Genomic DNA, 18,437 nt, shown 5'->3' with positions numbered 1-18,437 from the left:
TGGCGACCGGGTCTCAGTCAGGTTCGACGAGCTTTTCGACATATCCCGGTAACGCGAACGCGCCCCGATGGACTGCCGGCGTGTAATAGCCCGGCGCGAAGTCCAGTTCCGCCAGTCGTTCGGCCAGCGTCGGTTCACTGACATGCAGCAGGGCTGCATCATCCGTCCCGAATCCGAGTGCCATCGGTCCGCCGGTATAGGTCGGAACCGTGACGAGATAGCAGGTGGCCACCTGGAACAGCGACCGGAACGCCCGCATGGTGCCACGCAGTTCGTCCGGTTGCAGGAACGGCACCCCGTTCTGCGTCACGACGACACCGCCCGGGTTCAGCAGGCGCTGCACATGGCCATAGAAGCTGTCGGTGAACAGCACCTCGCCCGGTCCGATGGGGTCGGTCGAATCGACGATGACCACATCGAAGCGGTCCTGCGTGTCCCGCACGAAGGCGGCACCGTCGGCGATCACCAGGTTCAGGCGCGGGTCATCGAAGGCACCGTTGGAGACGCTGGGCAGCCACTCCCGCGAGAACGACACCACTCCGGCGTCGATCTCCACCATCGTGGCCTGTTCCACGGTCGGGTGCCGCAGCACCTCCCGCAAGATGCCACCGTCACCACCACCGATGATCAGCACGCGGCGGGCGTTGCCATGCGCCAGCATCGGCACATGGGTCAGCATCTCGTGGTAGACGAACTCGTCGCGCTCCGTCACCTGGGTGACGCCGTCCAGGGACAGCATCCGCCCGAAGATCGGATTGTCGACCAGCACCAGCCGCTGCTGCCCGGTCTCGGTATCGAACAGGACACGGTCCGCCCGGTAGCTGGAACGGAAGGCTCCGTGCAGCTGCTCGGTGATCCAGTTGTCCCAGTCGCGGAGTGTCATCCCACCAGGCCCTTGCCACGACGGACTTCGTCCACCAGCACTTCGCCGGCCCGGAAGGCGCGACGCAGGACCGGCACGGCGTTCTGCGGCTGTGCGTCACCGCACATGAAGACGTCCAGCGCCGCATAGCCGTACTCCGGCCAGGAATGGATCGAGATGTGGGACTCGGCCAGGATCGCGACACCGGACACGCCGCCATTGGGCGTGAAGTGATGCAGGTCGATCGACAGCAGGGAGGCACCGGCAGCGGTGACACACTCGCGCAGGGTCTTCTCGATGTGGTCGATGTCGTCCAGCCGGGACGCATCCTTGACGTCGATCAGCAGATGGGTGCCAGCGAAGTTCTCGCCGTCCTTGCTGATGAAGAAATCCTTCCGGCCCTCATCGGCCAGGGTGTCGACGTCGGTGATCTCGGCCGGAGCGAAGGTGGTGTTGGTGAAGTCCATTGTTTCATCCCCATGAACGCAGATGAGTACTGCCCATACGCCCGAGGGGTTCGGCGGGCGACGGGTGCGGTATTCCAGATATGGAAAATTGGGTGTGGCGGCGCATCCCGGGAAACGGGCGCTGCGGCGTCACGCATCGATCACGATGTCAGGTCTGTCTGCAGAACGGCACGGCACTTCTCCAATAGCCCCAGCCACAATGGCCAGATAAGACAAACTAAGCTCTCAGAGACGCTCACGCCGTGACGGGAACCGGGGGACTGCCGACGGGTCGAACAGCGGTCCGTCCAATGTCCGTGCGATTGCGTTCGAGGGGGCATCTAGCGTCTCTGAAGCCCCCTGTCAATGGCCATTCTTTCGCGAATGCGAACTGCCCTGTCGTGCACAGGGTGGCCGTGCCGGTCCCGCTCGCTATGATCGCCGCGAACCGGACAGGAGTTGATGGATATGGGAAGTCTGACCCGCCGCCATTTCGAGCGGCAGGCAGAGGTGTGCGGGGGCATGAACTCACCCTTCACGGCGCGGCTGCTGCACCTTGCCGGTGCGCGTATGAAGCCGGAAACGACATTCACGACACGGGTTCTCGACTGGCCGGACGACAGGATGCGCGATGACGCCCTTTCGCTGCGGTTCGCAGGTGCGCTGCACGCCTGCGTGCTTGCCGGGCGGTCCGAGGCGCTGGCAGGCTGTTATCCGCCCAATGCCGCACCGGTCGACGATGATGCCTTCTGGGACATCATTCGCCAGACGATGGTGGCGGATGACGAGTTCCTGAGCGCCTTTCTGGATCATCCGCCGCAGACCAACGAGACCGGCCGGGCCGCCGTGCTGCTGCTCGGGTTCCAGCGTGCCGCCCGGGACACGGGATACCCGCTGTCGATGCTGGAGCTCGGCGCCAGTGCCGGACTGAACCAGAACTGGGACCGCTTCGCCTATGACCTCGGCGGTACCCTTTGGGGCGACATGGATTCCGGCGTCCGCCTGGCCCCCGAATGGCGTGGACGCGCACCGGAACCGCTGGATCCGATCGAGGTTGCCGAGAGACGCGGCTGCGACCTCAATCCGTTGCAGCTCGACGATCCTGCACAACGGCTTCGCCTGCGCAGCTATGTCTGGCCTGACCAGCTGGAGCGTCTGGAACGACTGGACGCGGCCATCGGGATCGCACTGCAGCAGGAAACCCGGCTCGCCCGCGCCAATGCGGCGGACTGGGCGGAGGCCTGCCTGGCCATGCCATCAATGGGCAGGACAACCGTGATCTATCACTCGATCTTCTGGCAATACATGCCTGCGGAAATCCAGCGCTCCCTGCGTTCCACGATCGAGGTCGCGGGCGCGATGGCCACGGAGGAATCGCCTCTGGCCTGGGTCCGCATGGAACCGTTCGAGGACGATCCGAAATGCGCCGCGCTCTACTACACCCTCTGGCCTGATCCGGAGCGGCAGGTGCTGGCACTGTGCGACTATCACGGGCGCTGGATCGAACCCTGCTGACCGGCAGCCCCTTTTCGTGGTCGCGGTCTCCGCCAATCCCCGTCGATGATGCATCCCTGCCCTGTCGCCAGACGGGCACTGCCGGTCTTGCAGTGTCCTGTCAGGTCGGGTTAACTCAACGGCGAGCGACGGGGAGGGTCGCCTGAACGCTGCCACGGACCACTGGTCCCGGCGCGGCAGTCCCGAATCCTTCCGTCGAATCTTCTGTTTGTGATCCTGATGCGCGGTGCGTTTCCGCATGCAGTACAGGGTCAGGGCAACAATAGGGCGAGGGAAGAGGCGAATGGCAGGAATTACCGGTTTTGGTGGCTACGTGCCGCGGCTGCGGCTGCAGCGCAAGTCTGTGGTCGAGGCCAATGGTTGGTTCAATCCCGGACTGGCCGGTCTCGCCAAGGGCGAACGGTCCATGTGCAACTGGGACGAGGACAGTCTGACCATGGCCGTCGAGGCCGGGCGCGACTGCATCGGCGAGAAGGGTCCGGCGGACCTGCGGGCGATCTATCTCGCCTCCACCACCCTGCCCTTTGCCGACCGCCAGAACGCCACAGTGGCCGCAACGGCGCTGGATCTGGGCGAGGACCTGAAGACCGTTGACCTGACCTCGTCACAGCGGGCCGGCACCTCCGGCCTGATCGATGTGCTGGAGGGGATGGGCGAGCGCGACGGGCAGGTTCTCTTTCTCGCCGCCGACCACCGCCAGACCGCGGCCTCCGGCGCGCAGGAACTGCAGATGGGTGACGGCGCCGCCGCCATGCTGCTCGGCCAGAACAACGTGATCGCGGAGTATCTCGGCAGCCATCAGGTCTCCGTGGACTTCGTTGACCATTATCGCGGCCAGAACCGCGACTTCGACTACAACTGGGAAGAGCGCTGGATCCGCGACGAGGGCTATTTCAAGATCGTGCCGCGCGGCATCGATGCCCTGTTCGCCAAGGTCGACGTCGCCCCGTCCGACGTTGACGTGATGATCATGCCCGCGCTGATCCGCGGCGTGCCGCAGAAGATCGCCAAGGGCGCCGGCATTCCCGACACCGCCGTGCAGGACAACCTGCATGCGGTGATGGGTGAGGCCGGTACGGCCCACGCGCTGATCATGCTGTCGAAGGCACTGCAGAACGCCAAGCCGGGCCAGGTCATCCTGGTCATCGGCTGGGGTCAGGGCTGTGACCTGATGCTGTTCCGGACCACGGATGCCGTCACCAGCTTCAAGCCCGCACTGGGCGGTGTCGAATCGTCTCTGGCCCGCGGCAAGGCGGAAACCAACTACAACCGCTATCTCGCCTTCAACGACCTGATCGACCGCGACAAGGGCATTCGGGCGGAGACGGACGCGCAGACGGCACTGTCGACGCTCTACCGGAAGCGGGAGATGGTTCTGGGCTTCAAGGGCGGCAAGTGCACCAAGTGCGGCACCGTGCAGTACCCGAAGGCGCATATCTGCGTGAACCCGAACTGCGGTGCCTGGCACAGCCAGGAAGACTACCGCTTCTCCGACGTGCCCTGCACCGTGCAGAGCTGGACTGCGGATGGCCTGACCTACTCCCCGGACCCGCCCACCCATTTCGGCATGGTGACGTTCGAGGGTGGCGGACGGCTGATGGCCGACCTGACCGACGTGGACAAGGGCGGTGTCGAGGTCGGCATGCCCCTGCGCATGGTCTTCCGCATCAAGGTCGAGGACGAGCGCCGCGGCTTCAAGAAGTACTTCTGGAAGGCAGCACCGGACCATCGCAAGACGGCCTGACCTTTCCGGGACTGTATCGAGACGACAAGCGGCTCCGATCATTCGGGGCCGCTTTTCTTTTGGGACATCCGTGACAACGGGGTATCGCAGATCGGCCATGCCGACGAAGCTGTTTGACTAAATCGTTCGCAAGCGTACTTTTCCACTACGTGTTCACGCAAACATCCGGGGAGTGTCTGATCATGCCAGCAGGAATCAGGGATCGTGTCGCCATTCTGGGCATGGGCTGTTCGAAATTCGGCGAGCGCTGGGACTGCGACGCCGACGATCTGATCATCGAGGCCTATGAGGAATGCCTGAAGGATGCGGGCATCGAGACCAGTCAGATCGAAGCCGCGTGGTTCTCCACCGCAATCGAGGAAATCCATGTCGGCAAGTCCGCCGTGCCGCTGTCCGTCGCGCTGCGCCTGCCCTACATCCCGGTGACCCGTGTCGAGAACTATTGCGCCTCCGGCACCGAAGCCTTCCGTGGCGCGGTCTATGCCGTGGCCTCCGGTGCCGCTGACATCGCCCTGGCGGTCGGCGTCGAGAAGCTGAAGGACACGGGCTATGGCGGCCTGCCGCAGAACATGGCCGGCGCCGTCTCCAACATGACCTGGGCCAACGCCTCCGCGCCCGGATCGTTCGCCCAGCTCGCCACCGCCTACCAGAAGAAGCATGGCGTGAAGCCGGAAGACCTGAAGCGCGCCATGGCGCAGGTCTCCGTGAAGAGCCACGCCAACGGGGCCAAGAACCCGAAGGCACACCTGCAGAAGGAAATCGACACGGACGCCGTGCTGAACGCACCGATGATCGCGGAGCCGCTGGGCCTGTTCGACTGCTGTGGTGTGTCCGACGGTTCGGCCGCTGCCATCGTCACCACGCCGGAGATCGCGCGGAAGCTCGGCAAGAAGGATCTGGTGACCGTGAAGGCACTTCAGCTCGCCGTCTCCAACGGCATCGAATCCAGCGGCGAAGGCTGGGACGGTTCCTATTTCATGACGACCCGGAAGGCCGCCGAGCGGGCCTACGCCGAAGCCGGGATCACCAATCCCCGCGAACAGGTGTCCATGTTCGAATGCCATGACTGCTTCTCGATCACCGAACTGGTGACGGCCGAAGACCTCTACATCTCCAAGGAAGGCACGGCCTGGAAGGATTTCCTGGACGGTTTCTTCGATGCGGATGGCGGCGTACCGGCGCAGATCGACGGCGGCCTGAAATGCTTTGGCCACCCCATCGGCGCATCCGGCCTCCGCATGCTCTACGAGATGTACCAGCAGTTGCTGGGACGGGCCGACAAGCGCCAGCTGGCGGACCCGAAGATCGGCCTGACGCACAATCTGGGCGGCTTCCCGCACCACAATGTCTCGTCCATCGCCATCGTGGGGCTGGAGGGCGCCTGATCGCGGGCAGTCCTGCCGGAAACACGGCCCGGACAACAAGGCGCGGGTTCGCGTAACGGTCCCGAGAGTTCACCGTTCCCTGTATCGGCAGGGGACGGTGACCGGTCCTCTTCGGAGGGTGGCTGGACCTATTCGGCCATCACCATCTTGTTGCGGCCCGCATTCTTTGCCTTGTAGAGGGCCATGTCGGCGCGCTTCATCAGGGATGGTGGGTCTTCCCCATCCCGCAGCGTGGCCCCGCCGACCGAGCAGGTGACGTCGATCGAACCGACGTCCTCGCCGGTCCCGAAGGGCTCGACCTCCATGGCCCAGCGCAGGCGCTCGCCGACCTTTTCGGCCAGTACCCTGTCAGCTTCCGGCATCATGACCACGAATTCCTCGCCACCGAAGCGGGCGCAGAGGTCGAAGCCGCGCACGCTGCGCTCGATCCGCTCCGCGAACTGCTTCAGGATCTTGTCGCCGACGGCATGGCCATAGGTGTCGTTGACCGCCTTGAAATGATCGATGTCGAGCAGCAGGAATGACAGCGGCTTGCCTGCCGAGCGGTTGCGCTGCATCGCCATCTCGAGATGCTGGTCCAGATAGCGGCGGTTGTAGAGACCCGTCAGCGGGTCCGTCATCGCCATGGTGATGGAGGCCTCGACGCTTTCGCGGAGCTGGTCCTGGAACCGCTTCCGGCGCACCTGCGTCTTGGCGCGGGCGGTCAGTTCGTTGCCGTCGATCGGACGCAGCAGATAGTCCGTGACACCAAGCTCCAGCCCCTTGGCAATCCGCTCGTTGTCGCTTTCCTCCCCGATCATCAGGATGGGCACCTGGCGGGTCACGGCATCATTGCGAATGCGCGACGTCAGCCGCAGCGGGTCGGTGCCGCGGTGGTCGAGTGACAGGATGATCAGGTCGGGATTGCCTTCACGCGCCCGTGTGATCGCGGCTTCCGGCTCGGCCTCGAGGGTCAGGCTGAACTTGTCGCCCATGTGGCGCTTGACGTGCCGATTGTCGGACGCATTGTCGTCAATCACCAGAACCGGCGCGCCCTCCACCGTCATCTCGCTCTCGGTGGAATACATGCCCAGCCGCTCACCGGTCTGGCGGCGCAGCTTCAGCTCGTCCATCGTCATCTTGAGCCGGACCAGCGAACGCACGCGGGAGAACAGGGCCATGTCATTGACTGGCTTGGTCAGGAAGTCGTCGGCGCCGGCCTCAAGCCCCTGCACCCGGTCGGATGCGTCGGACAGGGCCGTCACCATGACGACAGGAATGTGGGAAACAGCGGGGTTGGCCTTCATCCGGCGGCAGACCTCGAAGCCATCCATGCCGGGCATCATCACATCCAGCAGCACGATATCCGGATTGTCGCGTTCAACGACTTCCAGCGCCTCCGGGCCGTTGCTGGCGGTGAACACCTGATAATACTCGCTGGAGAGCTTCGCCTCCAGAATACGCACGTTCGGCAGAACGTCATCGACCACGAGTACGCGGGCAGACATCTGCGATTAACCCAGGAACTGCTTGACCGTATCAATGAAGGTCCCGACAGAGATCGGCTTCGAGATATAGGCCTCGCAGCCACCGTCGCGAATCTTCTCCTCATCGCCCTTCATGGCGAAAGCCGTGACGGCGATAACGGGTATGGATCGCAGGTCATCGTCTTCCTTGATCCACTTGGTAACCTCCAGCCCCGAAACCTCCGGCAACTGGATGTCCATCAGGATCAGGTCAGGACGGTGCTCACGTGCCAGCTTCAGCGCCTCCATCCCATCCTTGGTCTGCACGGTGGCATATCCATGGGCATCAAGCAGATCATGAAACAGCTTCATGTTCAGCTCGTTGTCTTCGACGATAAGAACGGTTTTCGACATGCTATCCTCAAACGGCCTTCTGCCGCGTCATGTTCATCCTGTCCACCGGATCCGAACGATCCCCGATGAACGGCTTGGGCCCAGTGCCAACACTTCGGAACAACTGCGCTTTTTGCCCCGCAGGACGGATCATCGCAGTGGCGTGTAAAGCAAGAGTTAACGTTCCGGACCCAACGGGGTAACCTTGGTGTCGGGATCCAATCACACATTTCTGCATTTACGGGAACAGCAATCAATCATGGATCGTGACGCTGCGGAAGTGCTCGCCATCAACGCTCTTGGTTTCCTTGCCGCCGACGCGGACCGGATCGAGGCATTTCTGGCACTCGCCGGGGTCTCCCCGTCGGAGTTACGGCGTAGCGCCGGATCGCCGGAATTCCTTGCGGGTGTCATGGATCACCTGTTGCAGAACGAAGGCTTGCTGCTGGATTTCTGCGCCGATCAGGGGATCGATCCCGCCGAACCGGCCCGTGCGCGCAGGCAATTGCCGGGTGCCAGCTTCGATTACTGATCTCGCGCGAACCCTACCACATGCCTCGGCCTGTTGGCTATGATCCGTTTGGCCAGGACCGGTACTGGCGGCATGATCATCGGGGAGAAGTGACTTGGACGTTCAGCAGATACTCGATGCCCTTCTGGGCGCGGCAACCGATGCCGGGACCGTGCCCGGTGTTGTCGCGCTGGTGACGGATACCAACGGCACAACCTATCAGAACGCGTTCGGGGAGCGTGCGCTGGGTTCCGGCACACCGATGACCACGGATACCGTGTTCTGGATCGCCTCCATGACCAAGGCCATCACCGGGGCGGCGGTGATGCAGCTTGTCGAGCAGGGCCGTCTCGACCTCGACGCCCCTGCCCGCACGGTCCTGCCGGAAATCGGGGAACTGCAGGTCCTGGAGGGCTTCGACGCGGGCGGGCAGCCGAAACTGCGCCCGCCGCAACAGGACATCACCCTGCGGCACCTGCTGACCCACACGGCAGGCTGCGTCTATGACATGTGGTCCGACGACATCGCGCGGTGTGTCGAGGCTCTTGGCATTCCGCCGATCAGCAGCCGCAAGCGGGCGTCCCTGATGATGCCCCTGCTGTTCGATCCCGGGACCCGATGGGAGTACGGCACCGGCATCGACTGGGCGGGCCTGATGCTGGAGGCGGTCAGCGGTCAGACCCTTGGCGCCTACATGGCCGAGCACCTGTTCGCCCCCATGGGCATGACCAGCACCGCCTTCGCAAGCACCGACGAGATGCACAGCCGCAAGGCCAGGATGCATGTGCGCGGCCCCGATGGTTCGCTGCAGGTGCAGCCGGATTCTCCCCCATCCGACACGGCCGAGTTCGAGATGGGCGGCGGCGGCCTGGTGGGCACGGTGGAAGACTATGGCTGCTTCATCCGCATGATCCTGAACCGGGGTCAGGCCGGTGGCCGGCAGATCCTGAAGCCCGAGACCGTTGCGCAGATGTCGGTCAACCAGATGGGGGCCAGCCGGGTCACGAAACTGAAGTCGGCAGGCGGCGTCTCCAATGACGCCGAATTCTTTCCCGGTATCGAGAAGACCTGGGGCCTGTCGTTCATGATCAACGAGCAGGATGCCCCGACCGGGCGCGCCGCTGGCTCACTTGCCTGGGCGGGTCTGGCCAATACCTACTACTGGATCGACCCGAAGAACGGTATCGGCGGCGTCTATGCCACCCAGATCCTGCCCTTCGCGGACGACCAGGCCCTGCCGCACTTTCTTGCCTTCGAGAAAGCGGTATATGACTGCCTGAACTGAACAGCACGAGACAGGACTTCCCATGACCGAGCTTGACCCGGCGATCCGGGCGCAGATCGACGCCATCGACATCATTCCCGGTCGCCCGCTGGTGATCAGCGACGCGGACGAGGTACTGTTCGCGTTCATGGAAGGGCTGGAGCGGTACCTGAACAGCGTCGACCTGACTTTCGACTGGTCATCGTTCGGCATTACCGGCAACGTCCGTGACGCGGACGGGCGTGCGCTGGAGGGCAAGGAGGTCCGTACCCACCTCGGCACCTTCTTCGCCAACCATACCGCCGAGCTGACCCCCGTGCCCGGTGCCGCTGAAGCGCTGGCGCACCTGTCGGAGCGGGCGCAGATCGTGGTCCTGAGCAACATTCCGGCCAACGGGGCGGAGGGGCGGCGGCAGGCACTGCGCCGCCACGGCATGGACTTTCCGCTGGTCGCCAACGAAGGTCTGAAGGGGCCGGCGGTGCGCCTGCTGCAGCAGCGCGCGGGCGCGGAGGCGATCTTCATCGACGACATTCCGCACAACCATACCTCCGTGGCCAGGTCGGCAGTGGATGTGCATCGGCTGCACTTTGTCGCCGACCCCAGGCTGGCACCGATGCTGCCGATGGCGGAAGATGCGCACCACCGTGCCGATACCTGGCCGGAGGCCACCCCCTTCATCGAAGCCCGCCTGTTCGGCGACTGACCGGAGCAGACAGGATGCGCATCGGCGTTGATCTGGGCGGTACGAAGATCGAGGCCGTGGCGATGGACGCCCAAGGCACGATCCGCCTGCGCCGCCGCGTGGCAACGCCACAGACCGACTATGCCGCGACCGTGCGGGCCGTCCGTGATCTTGCTCTCGGGATCGAGGCGACGGTGGGTGAGACCTGCACCGTCGGTGTCGGCACACCGGGCGCCATCTCCCCCGCCACCGGCCTGATCAAGAATGCCAATTCGACCTGTCTGATTGGACAGACGCTGGACCGCGACCTTGCCGCCGCGCTGGACCGGCCCGTGCGCCTCGCCAACGACGCCGACTGCTTTGCCCTGTCGGAGGCCGTGGACGGCGCCGCCGCCGGGGCCTTGTCGGTGTTCGGTGTCATCCTGGGGACCGGTGTCGGCGGTGGTCTGGTCTGGCGCCAGCACCTGATCCACGGACCCAACGCCATCGCCGGGGAATGGGGGCACAATCCCCTGCCGTGGCCGCGCGACAGCGAACGCCCCGGCCCACCGTGCTACTGCGGCAAGCATGGCTGCATCGAGGCTTTCCTGTCCGGCCCGGCCGTAAGCGCCAGCTATGCCGCCTCCCACGGGCAACAGCGTCAGGCGGGCGAGATCACCGACGACCTGTTCTGGCGGACCTATGCCGACCGGCTGGCCCGGGCGCTGGCCAGCGTGATCAACGTGCTGGATCCGGAGGTCATCGTGCTGGGTGGCGGGCTGTCGAACATCGACCGGCTCTATCGCGATGTGCCTGAACGGCTTCCCGACTGGGTCTTCTCCGATCACGTCGCGACACGGCTGGTCCGGGCAAGGCACGGCGATTCTTCCGGAGTGCGCGGTGCGGCCTGGCTCTGGCCGCCGGACAGTGATCCGCGATCATGAGCTGGCTCTGCCGGGATTGTTTCGCGATGGCCGACAGGGCACCGGCGTCCGGCATCTGCCGCACCTGCGGATCACCGCGCGGCATTGCCCACGACGAACTGGACCGCCTCAGCCTGGCCCATGTGGACTGCGACGCCTTCTATGCGGCTGTCGAGAAGCGCGACAACCCCGACCTGGCCGACAAGCCGCTGATCGTCGGCGGCGGCACCCGTGGCGTGGTTTCCACCGCCTGCTACGTCGCCCGCATCTACGGCGTGCGGTCCGCCATGCCCATGTTCAAGGCGCTGAAGGCCTGCCCCGACGCGGTCGTCATCAAGCCGGACATGCAGAAATACGTCGCCGTCAGCCGCGAGATCCGCGCCCTGATGCAGGACCTGACGCCCATGGTGGAACCGCTGTCGATCGACGAGGCCTTCCTGGACCTGTCGGGCACCGCGCGCGTCCATCACGCCCCGCCGGCGGTCATGCTCGCCCGCCTCGCCGCGCGGGTGGAGCAGGAAGTCGGGGTCAGCATCTCCGTCGGCCTGTCCTACAACAAGTTCCTGGCCAAGCTGGCCTCCGACCTCGACAAGCCGCGCGGTTTCGCGGCGATCGGAGAGGCCGAAGCGGTGGACTTCCTGGCAAAGCGCCCGGTCTCCGACATCTATGGTGTCGGCAAGGCGTTTCACCGGAAGCTGAATGCCGACGGCATCCGTCTGATCGGCGATTTCCGCAAGTTTACGGAGGCTGACCTGATGCGCCGCTATGGCGCCATCGGCAAGCGGCTGCATGCCTTCGCCCATGGCCGCGACGCCCGCGACGTCAGTCCCGACAACCAGGCAAAGAGTGTTTCATCGGAAACCACCTTCAACAGCGACCTGCGTGATGCGGACGAACTGGCACGGCATCTTTGGCGTCTGTCGGAGCGGGTTTCCGCCGATCTGAAACGCAAGGATCTGGCCGGACGCACGGTTACCCTGAAGCTCCGTGCAGCCGACTTCTCCATCCGCACCCGCAGCCGGACCCTGGACAATCCGACCCAGCTTGCCGGTGTGCTCTATGACGCTGCCGAGCCACTGATGCGGATCGAGGCGGATGGCCGGACCGCCTTTCGCCTGATCGGCATAGGCGCCGCCGGACTGGTACAGGGTGCGACCGCCGACGCGCCCGACCTGCTGGACACCGACCGCCAGCGCCGCAAGAAGATCGAAAGCGCCCTGGACCAGGTCCGCGCCCGCTTCGGCAAGGCCAGCATCGGTGAGGGACGCGGCCGGAAGGAGAAATGAAGGCGCGCCCGTTCGTGGACCGTTCCACCACTCTCCCTTCCCTCCACGTCGCTCGCGGACCTGATCCGCGAGCCCAGTCTCCCACGCCCGAGCGGCACACTGGGTACCCGGGTCAAGCCCGGGTACGGCGTCGGTGGGGTGGGATGGAATGGTCAGCGCATCGATCCGCCACATAGATTGCCCGCCGCCGCCACATTCGCTACAACCCGCGCCAGCGGCATTCCCCGAACCGATGACCTGAGCCGAGAGGATCCAGAGATGGCGAGCTATCAGTACGTCTACACCATGCAGGGCCTGACCAAGAACTGGCCGGGCGGCAAGACGGTGCTGAAGGACATCAACCTCTCCTTCCTGCCCGGAGCCAAGATCGGCGTGCTGGGCATCAACGGCTCCGGCAAGTCCACCCTGCTGAAGATCATGGGCGGGGAAATCACGGAGTTCGGCGGCGAGGCCTGGGCGGCGGACGGTCTGAACGTCGGCTACCTGCGGCAGGAGCCGGAGCTGGATGAGGCCAAGACCGTGCTGGGCAACGTCATGGACGGTGTGGCGGAGAAGCAGGCGATCCTGGACCGCTACAACGAGATCTCCATGAAGTTCGCCGAACCCATGGACGATGACGAGATGAACGCCCTGATCGAGGAGCAGGGCCAGTTGCAGGAGGAGATCGACGCCGCCGACCTGTGGAACCTGGACCGGGAGGTCGAGGTGGCGATGGACGCGCTGCGCTGCCCGCCGTCCGACTGGGCCATCGACAAGCTGTCGGGGGGTGAGCGCCGCCGGGTCGCGCTGGCGCGGCTGCTGCTGTCGAAGCCCGACATGCTGCTGCTCGACGAGCCGACCAACCATCTGGACGCCGAATCCGTGCTCTGGCTGGAGCGGTTCCTGCACGACTATCCAGGCACCGTCGTGGCCGTGACCCATGACCGCTATTTCCTCGACAATGTCGCGGGCTGGATCCTGGAACTGGATCGCGGGCGCGGCATTCCCTACCAGGGCAACTATTCCGGCTGGCTGGAGCAGAAGGAGAAGCGCCTGCAGCAGGAATCCCGCGAGGATGCATCGCGCAAGCGCACGCTGGCCAGCGAACTGGAATGGATCCGGCAGAGCCCGCGGGCACGCCAGGCCAAGTCCAAGGCCCGTGTCTCGGCCTATGAGGAACTGCTGTCCGTCGAGTCGGAGGAACGCCGCGCCGAGATGCAGATCTACGTCCCGCCGGGGCCGCGCCTAGGCAACAATGTCATCACGTTCGAGAATGTCACCAAGGGCTTTGGCGACAAGCTGCTGATCGACGATTTCTCCGCCAAGATCCCGCCGGGTGCCATTGTCGGCATCATCGGCCCCAACGGCGCCGGCAAGTCGACCATGTTCCGCATGATCACGGGGCAGGAGCAGCCCGACAGCGGCAAGGTCGAGATCGGCGAGACCGTGAAGCTCGGCTATGTCGACCAGAGCCGTGACGCGCTGGACCCCAACAAGAACGTCTGGGAGGAAATCTCCGGCGGGGTCGACGTGCTGGAACTGGGCAAGCGCACCATCCAGTCGCGCGCCTACGTCGGTTCGTTCAACTTCAAGGGCGGCGACCAGCAGAAGAAGGTGGGGCAGCTCTCCGGCGGTGAGCGGAACCGGGTGCATCTGGCGCGGACACTGAAGTCAGGGGCCAACGTGCTGCTGCTCGACGAACCGACCAACGACCTGGACGTCGAGACCCTGCGGGCACTGGAAGAGGCCATGGTCAGCTTTGCCGGCTGCGCGCTGGTCATCAGCCATGACCGCTTCTTCCTCGACCGTATTGCCACCCACATCCTCGCCTTCGAGGGCGAGAGCCACGTGGAATGGTTCGAAGGCAACTTCGAGGACTACGAAGCCGACCGCAAGCGCCGCCTGGGTGACGACGCCGACCAGCCCCACCGCATCCGCTACAAGAAGCTGATCGCCTGACCATTCGGATGCACGGGCCACACGCGCCACGCTGCGCGCGGACCTGATCCGCGGGCCCGGCATCCCACGCCTGTGCGGCACGGCTGGGTACCCGGGTCAAGCCCGGGTACGGCGTCGGTGGGGTGGGAGATTTCAGTGAGACCGCTCGCCCCTCACCACGCCGCTCGCGGACTTGATCCGCGAGCCCAGTCTCCCACGCCGAACGGGGCAATACCGGACAACCAGCGCACCTCCCGCAACGAAAAAGGCCCGGAGCACGCTGTGCTCCGGGCCTTTCCGTTTCGGTCTGCGATGCAGGATCAGGCGGTCTTTTTGGCCCGCTCCGTCCGGCGCTCGGCGATACGGGCGGACTTGCCGCGACGGCCGCGCAGGTAATAGAGCTTCGCCCGGCGCACGACACCGCGGCGCACGACGACGATGGAATCAATGATCGGCGAGTAGAGCGGGAACACACGCTCCACGCCTTCATTGTAGGAAATCTTCCGGATGGTGAAGGAGGAATTGAGGCCCCGGTTGCGGCGCGCGATGCAGACGCCCTCGAACGCCTGGACGCGCTCACGGCTGCCTTCCGTCACCTTCACGTTGACGCGGACGGTATCACCGGCCTGAAAGGACGGGATCTCCTTGCCTTCGGTCACACGCGCGATCTCCTCGCGCTCGATCTCTTCGATCAGGTTCATCTGGTCACCTGTTTTCTTTTTCCTTGTAGCGTCGCCATAGGTCCGGTCTCCGTTCCTGCGTCAGGGCCTTCGACTGGTCCTGCCGCCAGGCATGGATGCGGGCGTGATCGCCGCTCAACAATATGTCAGGAGGGGTCAGCCCCTCCCATTCACGCGGACGCGTGTAGTGCGGATATTCGAGAAGCCCGTCCGCAAAGCTCTCTTCCGCCAGACTGGCGCTGTTGCCCGTTACCCCCGGCACCAGCCGGACAATGGCATCGAGCATCGCCAGTGCCGCAAACTCACCCCCTGACAGCACGAAGTCGCCGAGGCTGACTTCCATCACGGGACGGGCCTGCAGAACCCGTTCGTCCACCCCTTCGAAGCGACCGCAGATCAGGGTCACCTCACCGGCATCCCGCACCTGCTCCACCAGCGCCTGGTCCAGAGGACGTCCGCGCGGGCTGAAGTAGATCAGGGGAGCCGGCGCCACATGGTTCGCATCAATCGCCTGCGCAAGCAGATCAGGCCGCATCACCATGCCCGCACCGCCGCCGAAAGGGGCATCATCGACAGCGCGGTGCTTATCGCGCGCGAAGTCGCGGATGTCCACCACTTTCAGTGACCAGAGCCCCTTCTCCAGACCCTTCCCCGACAGGGCCGTCCCCAGCGGTCCGGGAAAGATATCCGGATAGATCGTCAGCACCGTTGCGCGGAAGGCTGCTTCGGTCATTCCCGGGCGGTCTCGTCACCGTCAGCGACCAGCGCCCCGTCCCCCTCCGAGGACGCGCCTTCCTCATCCTCGGGCCGGGCCTCGATCTCCTCCGGCGGGTCGATGGTCACCTGCCCGCCGGCCAGATCGACCACCGGCACGGCAGCCCTGGTGAACGGAATCAGCAGGGTCCGGCGCCCGGCGCGCAGCGACGGCTGGATCTCCAGCACCTCCCCCGCGCCAAGCGTGTGCACAGCCTTCACGCGGCCCAGCCGCTGGCCATCCACATGCACCGCCTCCAGCCCGATCAGATCGGCCTGGTAATAGTCTTCCGTATCATCCAGCGCGGGCAGCCGGTCCCGTTCCACATGCAGGGTGGTCCCCTTCAGCGCCTCCGCCTGGTCGCGGTTGCGGATGCCCGAAAGCTCCGCGATCACGCCCCCCTTGGTGGAGCCGGTGACACGCACGTCGAACTGCCGCTCCCCGCTCTCGTCGGTCAGCGGGCCGAAGGTGCCGACATTCTCCGGCACCTCCGTGAAGGTCTTCAGTTTCACGCGGCCGCTGACGCCGTGAGCGCCCGCGACCGCGGCAACGATGACCCTGGCTGACGGCATGGCGACAGACTCCGCTGCTTACGCTTCCGCTTCGGCGGCAGCTTCCTCGGCAGGGGCTTCCTCGGCCGGTGCAGCAGCAGCCTCGGCAGCGGCGGCAGCGGCATCAGCCTTGGCCTGCTCGGCCTCCTCGGCCTTCATCTTCGCGGCCTCCAGACGCTCCTGCGCCTTCGCCTTCGGCTTGGCCTTCTGGGGATTGTTGTGGGTACGGGCTTCCATCAGACCCGCGTCGCTGAGGAACTTCGCCACACGGTCGGTCGGCAACGCACCATGGCTCAGCCAGTGCTTCGCACGCTCCAGGTCAACCTTGACGCGGGCCTCGGAATCCTTCGGCTGCATCGGGTCATAGGTGCCGATACGCTCGATGAACTTGCCATCACGCATGGCGCGCACGTCGGCAACAACGATGCGATAGAAAGGACGCTTCTTCGCGCCGCCGCGGGACAACCTGATCTTGACTGCCATTTTCTCTGATCTCCGTATTTCTGAACTGGTATTCGTTGCGTTTCAGGGTGTTACATCTTGGGCAGGATTCCGGAGAGACCGGCGCGCATCATGCCCGACTTCCCCATCTTCTTGACCTTCTTCATCATCACCGACATCTGCTTCCACTGTTTCAGGACGCGGTTGACTTCCGGCACCGTGGTGCCCGAACCGGCGGCGATGCGCTTCTTGCGCGACCCGTTGATGACATCGGGGCGACGGCGTTCCTTCGGCGTCATGGAGGAAATGATCGCCTCCTGCCGCTTCAGCATCTTCGGGTCGATGTTTGCCTGGGCGAGCTGCTGCTTCATCTGCTTGGCGCCAGGCAGCATGCCGGCCAGCCCTTCCAGACCGCCCATCTTCTGCATCTGCTGCAACTGGCCGCGCAGGTCCTCCAGATCGAACTGGCCCTTCTTCAGCTTCTTCGCGAGCTTCTCGGCCTCGGCGGCCTCCATCGACTCGCTGGCACGTTCCACCAGGCTGACGACATCGCCCATGCCGAGGATGCGGTTGGCGATGCGGTCGGGGTGGAAGGCTTCCAGCGCGTCCAGCTTCTCGCCCACGCCCAGCAGCTTGATCGGCCGACCGGTGACCGCACGCATCGACAGGGCCGCGCCACCGCGCCCGTCACCATCGACACGGGTCAGCATGATGCCCGTCAGACCGACACGCTCGTCGAACTGCTTCGCGACATTGACCGCGTCCTGACCGGTCAGCGCATCGGCGACCAGCAGGGTCTCGCCCGGCGACACGGCGTCCCGCACCGCAGCGACCTCTGCCATCAGCTGCTCATCGACATGCAGGCGACCGGCGGTATCCAGCAGCACCACGTCATAGCCCTGCAGCCGGGCCGAGGCCATGGCACGCTTGGCGATCTCGACAGGCTGCTGTCCGGCGACGATCGGCAGGGTCGTGACCTCCGCCTGTTCTCCCAGTACCCGCAACTGTTCCTGCGCGGCGGGGCGACGGACGTCCAGCGACGCCATCATCACCTTCTTCTTCTCCCGCGTGCGCAGGCGATAGGCGATCTTGGCGGTGGAGGTGGTCTTGCCCGAACCCTGCAGGCCGACGACCAGGATCGGTACCGGCGGCACGGCGTTGAGGCTGAGGCCGTCGGACTCCTTGCCCAGCACCTCGGTCAGATGATCGGAGACGATCTTGATGACCATCTGGCCCGGCGTGACGGAGCGCAGCACATCCTGGCCCACCGCCTGCTTCTTCACCTCGGCAATGAAGTCCTTGACCACGGGCAGCGCCACGTCAGCTTCCAGCAGCGCCACGCGCACTTCACGCATCGCCTCCGACACGTCGCTTTCGGTCAGCGATCCGCGGCGTTTCAGGGCGTCGAAGACGCCGCCAAGCCGTTCGCTCAAGGATTCGAACATCGGTTCCCTTCCCGTGTTCAGCCAATAACCAAGGTCAGCAACAGACCGCCACGCAATGCGTTGCACACCGGCGGACGAAACTCGTCGGCCAGTGGGTACCTGTCCTCCGAAACCCTGACGAGCCCCTCGGAACCTGCACGGATGGTGTCTGCCATTACCGTAGAAGGGTTGGCTTGTACGCCTGCACCGTACCTGCGTCAAGCAGGCCGGGCGT

18 protein-coding genes are annotated in these 18,437 nt (G+C 64.9%); 9 read left to right on the top strand and 9 right to left on the bottom strand.

Annotated features, from left to right (window positions below):
• Nucleotides 1–13: 13 nt before the first annotated feature.
• Complete coding sequence (gene speE / locus QGV55_RS02375; RefSeq protein ID WP_281018473.1) at nt 14–883, bottom strand: polyamine aminopropyltransferase; 870 nt, start codon at nt 881–883, stop codon at nt 14–16.
• Nucleotides 880–1,329, bottom strand: a complete 450-nt coding sequence (gene speD, locus QGV55_RS02370) for an adenosylmethionine decarboxylase (RefSeq protein WP_281018474.1) — start codon at nt 1,327–1,329, stop codon at nt 880–882. The genes speE and speD overlap by 4 nt, the downstream gene beginning before the upstream one ends.
• 447 nt (nt 1,330–1,776) lie before the next feature.
• On the opposite strand from speD, the gene QGV55_RS02365 reads away from it, so the two are divergent.
• The 3 genes from QGV55_RS02365 (at nt 1,777) to QGV55_RS02355 (ending at nt 5,952) form a co-directional block, all read left to right on the top strand.
• Nucleotides 1,777–2,823 (top strand): DUF2332 family protein, encoded by a 1,047-nt coding sequence (locus tag QGV55_RS02365; protein ID WP_281018475.1) that lies wholly within the window; start codon nt 1,777–1,779, stop codon nt 2,821–2,823.
• 283 nt (nt 2,824–3,106) lie between these two features.
• A complete protein-coding gene (locus tag QGV55_RS02360) occupies nt 3,107–4,567 on the top strand; it encodes an OB-fold domain-containing protein (RefSeq protein ID WP_281018476.1) in 1,461 nt (486 codons plus the stop codon).
• A 182-nt stretch (nt 4,568–4,749) separates the two neighbouring features.
• A complete protein-coding gene (locus tag QGV55_RS02355) occupies nt 4,750–5,952 on the top strand; it encodes an acetyl-CoA acetyltransferase (RefSeq protein WP_281018477.1) in 1,203 nt (400 codons plus the stop codon).
• Between the two features lie 128 nt (nt 5,953–6,080).
• Here QGV55_RS02355 and QGV55_RS02350 read toward each other — a convergent pair whose 3' ends face one another.
• The gene (locus tag QGV55_RS02350; protein ID WP_281018478.1) at nt 6,081–7,439 is read right to left on the bottom strand and encodes a PleD family two-component system response regulator; all 1,359 of its coding nucleotides are present in this window, start codon (nt 7,437–7,439) and stop codon (nt 6,081–6,083) included.
• 6 nt (nt 7,440–7,445) lie between these two features.
• On the bottom strand, nt 7,446–7,811 hold the full coding sequence (locus QGV55_RS02345) for a response regulator (protein ID WP_281018479.1): 366 nt from the start codon (nt 7,809–7,811) through the stop codon (nt 7,446–7,448).
• A gap of 238 nt (nt 7,812–8,049) precedes the next feature.
• On the opposite strand from QGV55_RS02345, the gene QGV55_RS02340 reads away from it, so the two are divergent.
• From QGV55_RS02340 to ettA, 6 genes are all read left to right on the top strand, one after another.
• Nucleotides 8,050–8,322, top strand: coding sequence for a DUF3572 domain-containing protein (locus QGV55_RS02340; RefSeq protein WP_281018480.1), 273 nt, complete (start codon nt 8,050–8,052; stop codon nt 8,320–8,322).
• Between the two features lie 94 nt (nt 8,323–8,416).
• Nucleotides 8,417–9,586 (top strand): serine hydrolase domain-containing protein, encoded by a 1,170-nt coding sequence (locus QGV55_RS02335; protein ID WP_281018481.1) that lies wholly within the window; start codon nt 8,417–8,419, stop codon nt 9,584–9,586.
• A 22-nt stretch (nt 9,587–9,608) separates the two neighbouring features.
• On the top strand, nt 9,609–10,268 hold the full coding sequence (locus tag QGV55_RS02330) for a hypothetical protein (protein WP_281018482.1): 660 nt from the start codon (nt 9,609–9,611) through the stop codon (nt 10,266–10,268).
• 14 nt (nt 10,269–10,282) lie between these two features.
• A complete protein-coding gene (locus QGV55_RS02325; RefSeq protein ID WP_281018483.1) occupies nt 10,283–11,170 on the top strand; it encodes an ROK family protein in 888 nt (295 codons plus the stop codon).
• A gap of 26 nt (nt 11,171–11,196) precedes the next feature.
• A complete protein-coding gene (locus tag QGV55_RS02320) occupies nt 11,197–12,435 on the top strand; it encodes a DNA polymerase IV (RefSeq protein ID WP_281018484.1) in 1,239 nt (412 codons plus the stop codon).
• A 258-nt stretch (nt 12,436–12,693) separates the two neighbouring features.
• Nucleotides 12,694–14,373 carry an energy-dependent translational throttle protein EttA gene (gene ettA / locus QGV55_RS02315; protein WP_281018485.1) on the top strand — a complete coding sequence of 560 codons (1,680 nt, stop codon included), beginning with the start codon at nt 12,694–12,696 and terminating at the stop codon, nt 14,371–14,373.
• Between the two features lie 299 nt (nt 14,374–14,672).
• Here the strand turns inward: ettA and rplS are convergent, their stop codons facing one another.
• Genes rplS through ffh form a run of 5 tightly spaced genes read right to left on the bottom strand, consistent with a single transcriptional unit; the run spans nt 14,673 to nt 18,223 of the window.
• The gene (rplS, locus tag QGV55_RS02310) at nt 14,673–15,053 is read right to left on the bottom strand and encodes a 50S ribosomal protein L19 (protein ID WP_281018486.1); all 381 of its coding nucleotides are present in this window, start codon (nt 15,051–15,053) and stop codon (nt 14,673–14,675) included.
• Between the two features lie 4 nt (nt 15,054–15,057).
• On the bottom strand, nt 15,058–15,765 hold the full coding sequence (gene trmD / locus QGV55_RS02305; protein ID WP_281018487.1) for a tRNA (guanosine(37)-N1)-methyltransferase TrmD: 708 nt from the start codon (nt 15,763–15,765) through the stop codon (nt 15,058–15,060).
• Nucleotides 15,762–16,358, bottom strand: a complete 597-nt coding sequence (gene rimM / locus QGV55_RS02300) for a ribosome maturation factor RimM (protein ID WP_281018488.1) — start codon at nt 16,356–16,358, stop codon at nt 15,762–15,764. Before rimM ends, trmD begins: the two co-directional genes overlap by 4 nt.
• An 18-nt stretch (nt 16,359–16,376) precedes the next feature.
• The gene (gene rpsP / locus QGV55_RS19725) at nt 16,377–16,820 is read right to left on the bottom strand and encodes a 30S ribosomal protein S16 (protein ID WP_348637639.1); all 444 of its coding nucleotides are present in this window, start codon (nt 16,818–16,820) and stop codon (nt 16,377–16,379) included.
• Between the two features lie 50 nt (nt 16,821–16,870).
• Nucleotides 16,871–18,223 carry a signal recognition particle protein gene (gene ffh, locus QGV55_RS02290; RefSeq protein WP_281018489.1) on the bottom strand — a complete coding sequence of 451 codons (1,353 nt, stop codon included), beginning with the start codon at nt 18,221–18,223 and terminating at the stop codon, nt 16,871–16,873.
• Nucleotides 18,224–18,437: the final 214 nt, after the last annotated feature.

Origin of the sequence: Minwuia sp. IMCC3009 (genome assembly GCF_029909415.1) — a bacterium.
Lineage (GTDB): Bacteria > Pseudomonadota > Alphaproteobacteria > Minwuiales > Minwuiaceae > Minwuia.
The sequence above is the reverse complement of the archived record's forward strand: the minus strand, read 5'-3'. Positions and strand labels throughout refer to the sequence as shown.

Bases quoted from the DNA above. Each gene is read 5' to 3' on its own strand.
- speE (WP_281018473.1), bottom strand. From the start codon at position 883: ATGACACTCCGCGACTGGGACAACTGGATCACCGAGCAGCTGCACGGA.
- QGV55_RS02320 (WP_281018484.1), top strand. From the start codon at position 11,197: ATGGCCGACAGGGCACCGGCGTCCGGCATCTGCCGCACCTGCGGATCA.
- rplS (WP_281018486.1), bottom strand. From the start codon at position 15,053: ATGAACCTGATCGAAGAGATCGAGCGCGAGGAGATCGCGCGTGTGACC.
- rpsP (WP_348637639.1), bottom strand. From the start codon at position 16,820: ATGGCAGTCAAGATCAGGTTGTCCCGCGGCGGCGCGAAGAAGCGTCCT.
- QGV55_RS02365 (WP_281018475.1), top strand. From the start codon at position 1,777: ATGGGAAGTCTGACCCGCCGCCATTTCGAGCGGCAGGCAGAGGTGTGC.
- rimM (WP_281018488.1), bottom strand. From the start codon at position 16,358: ATGCCGTCAGCCAGGGTCATCGTTGCCGCGGTCGCGGGCGCTCACGGC.
- QGV55_RS02355 (WP_281018477.1), top strand. From the start codon at position 4,750: ATGCCAGCAGGAATCAGGGATCGTGTCGCCATTCTGGGCATGGGCTGT.
- QGV55_RS02345 (WP_281018479.1), bottom strand. From the start codon at position 7,811: ATGTCGAAAACCGTTCTTATCGTCGAAGACAACGAGCTGAACATGAAG.
- speD (WP_281018474.1), bottom strand. From the start codon at position 1,329: ATGGACTTCACCAACACCACCTTCGCTCCGGCCGAGATCACCGACGTC.
- ffh (WP_281018489.1), bottom strand. From the start codon at position 18,223: ATGTTCGAATCCTTGAGCGAACGGCTTGGCGGCGTCTTCGACGCCCTG.
- ettA (WP_281018485.1), top strand. From the start codon at position 12,694: ATGGCGAGCTATCAGTACGTCTACACCATGCAGGGCCTGACCAAGAAC.
- QGV55_RS02325 (WP_281018483.1), top strand. From the start codon at position 10,283: ATGCGCATCGGCGTTGATCTGGGCGGTACGAAGATCGAGGCCGTGGCG.
- QGV55_RS02360 (WP_281018476.1), top strand. From the start codon at position 3,107: ATGGCAGGAATTACCGGTTTTGGTGGCTACGTGCCGCGGCTGCGGCTG.
- trmD (WP_281018487.1), bottom strand. From the start codon at position 15,765: ATGACCGAAGCAGCCTTCCGCGCAACGGTGCTGACGATCTATCCGGAT.
- QGV55_RS02330 (WP_281018482.1), top strand. From the start codon at position 9,609: ATGACCGAGCTTGACCCGGCGATCCGGGCGCAGATCGACGCCATCGAC.
- QGV55_RS02350 (WP_281018478.1), bottom strand. From the start codon at position 7,439: ATGTCTGCCCGCGTACTCGTGGTCGATGACGTTCTGCCGAACGTGCGT.
- QGV55_RS02340 (WP_281018480.1), top strand. From the start codon at position 8,050: ATGGATCGTGACGCTGCGGAAGTGCTCGCCATCAACGCTCTTGGTTTC.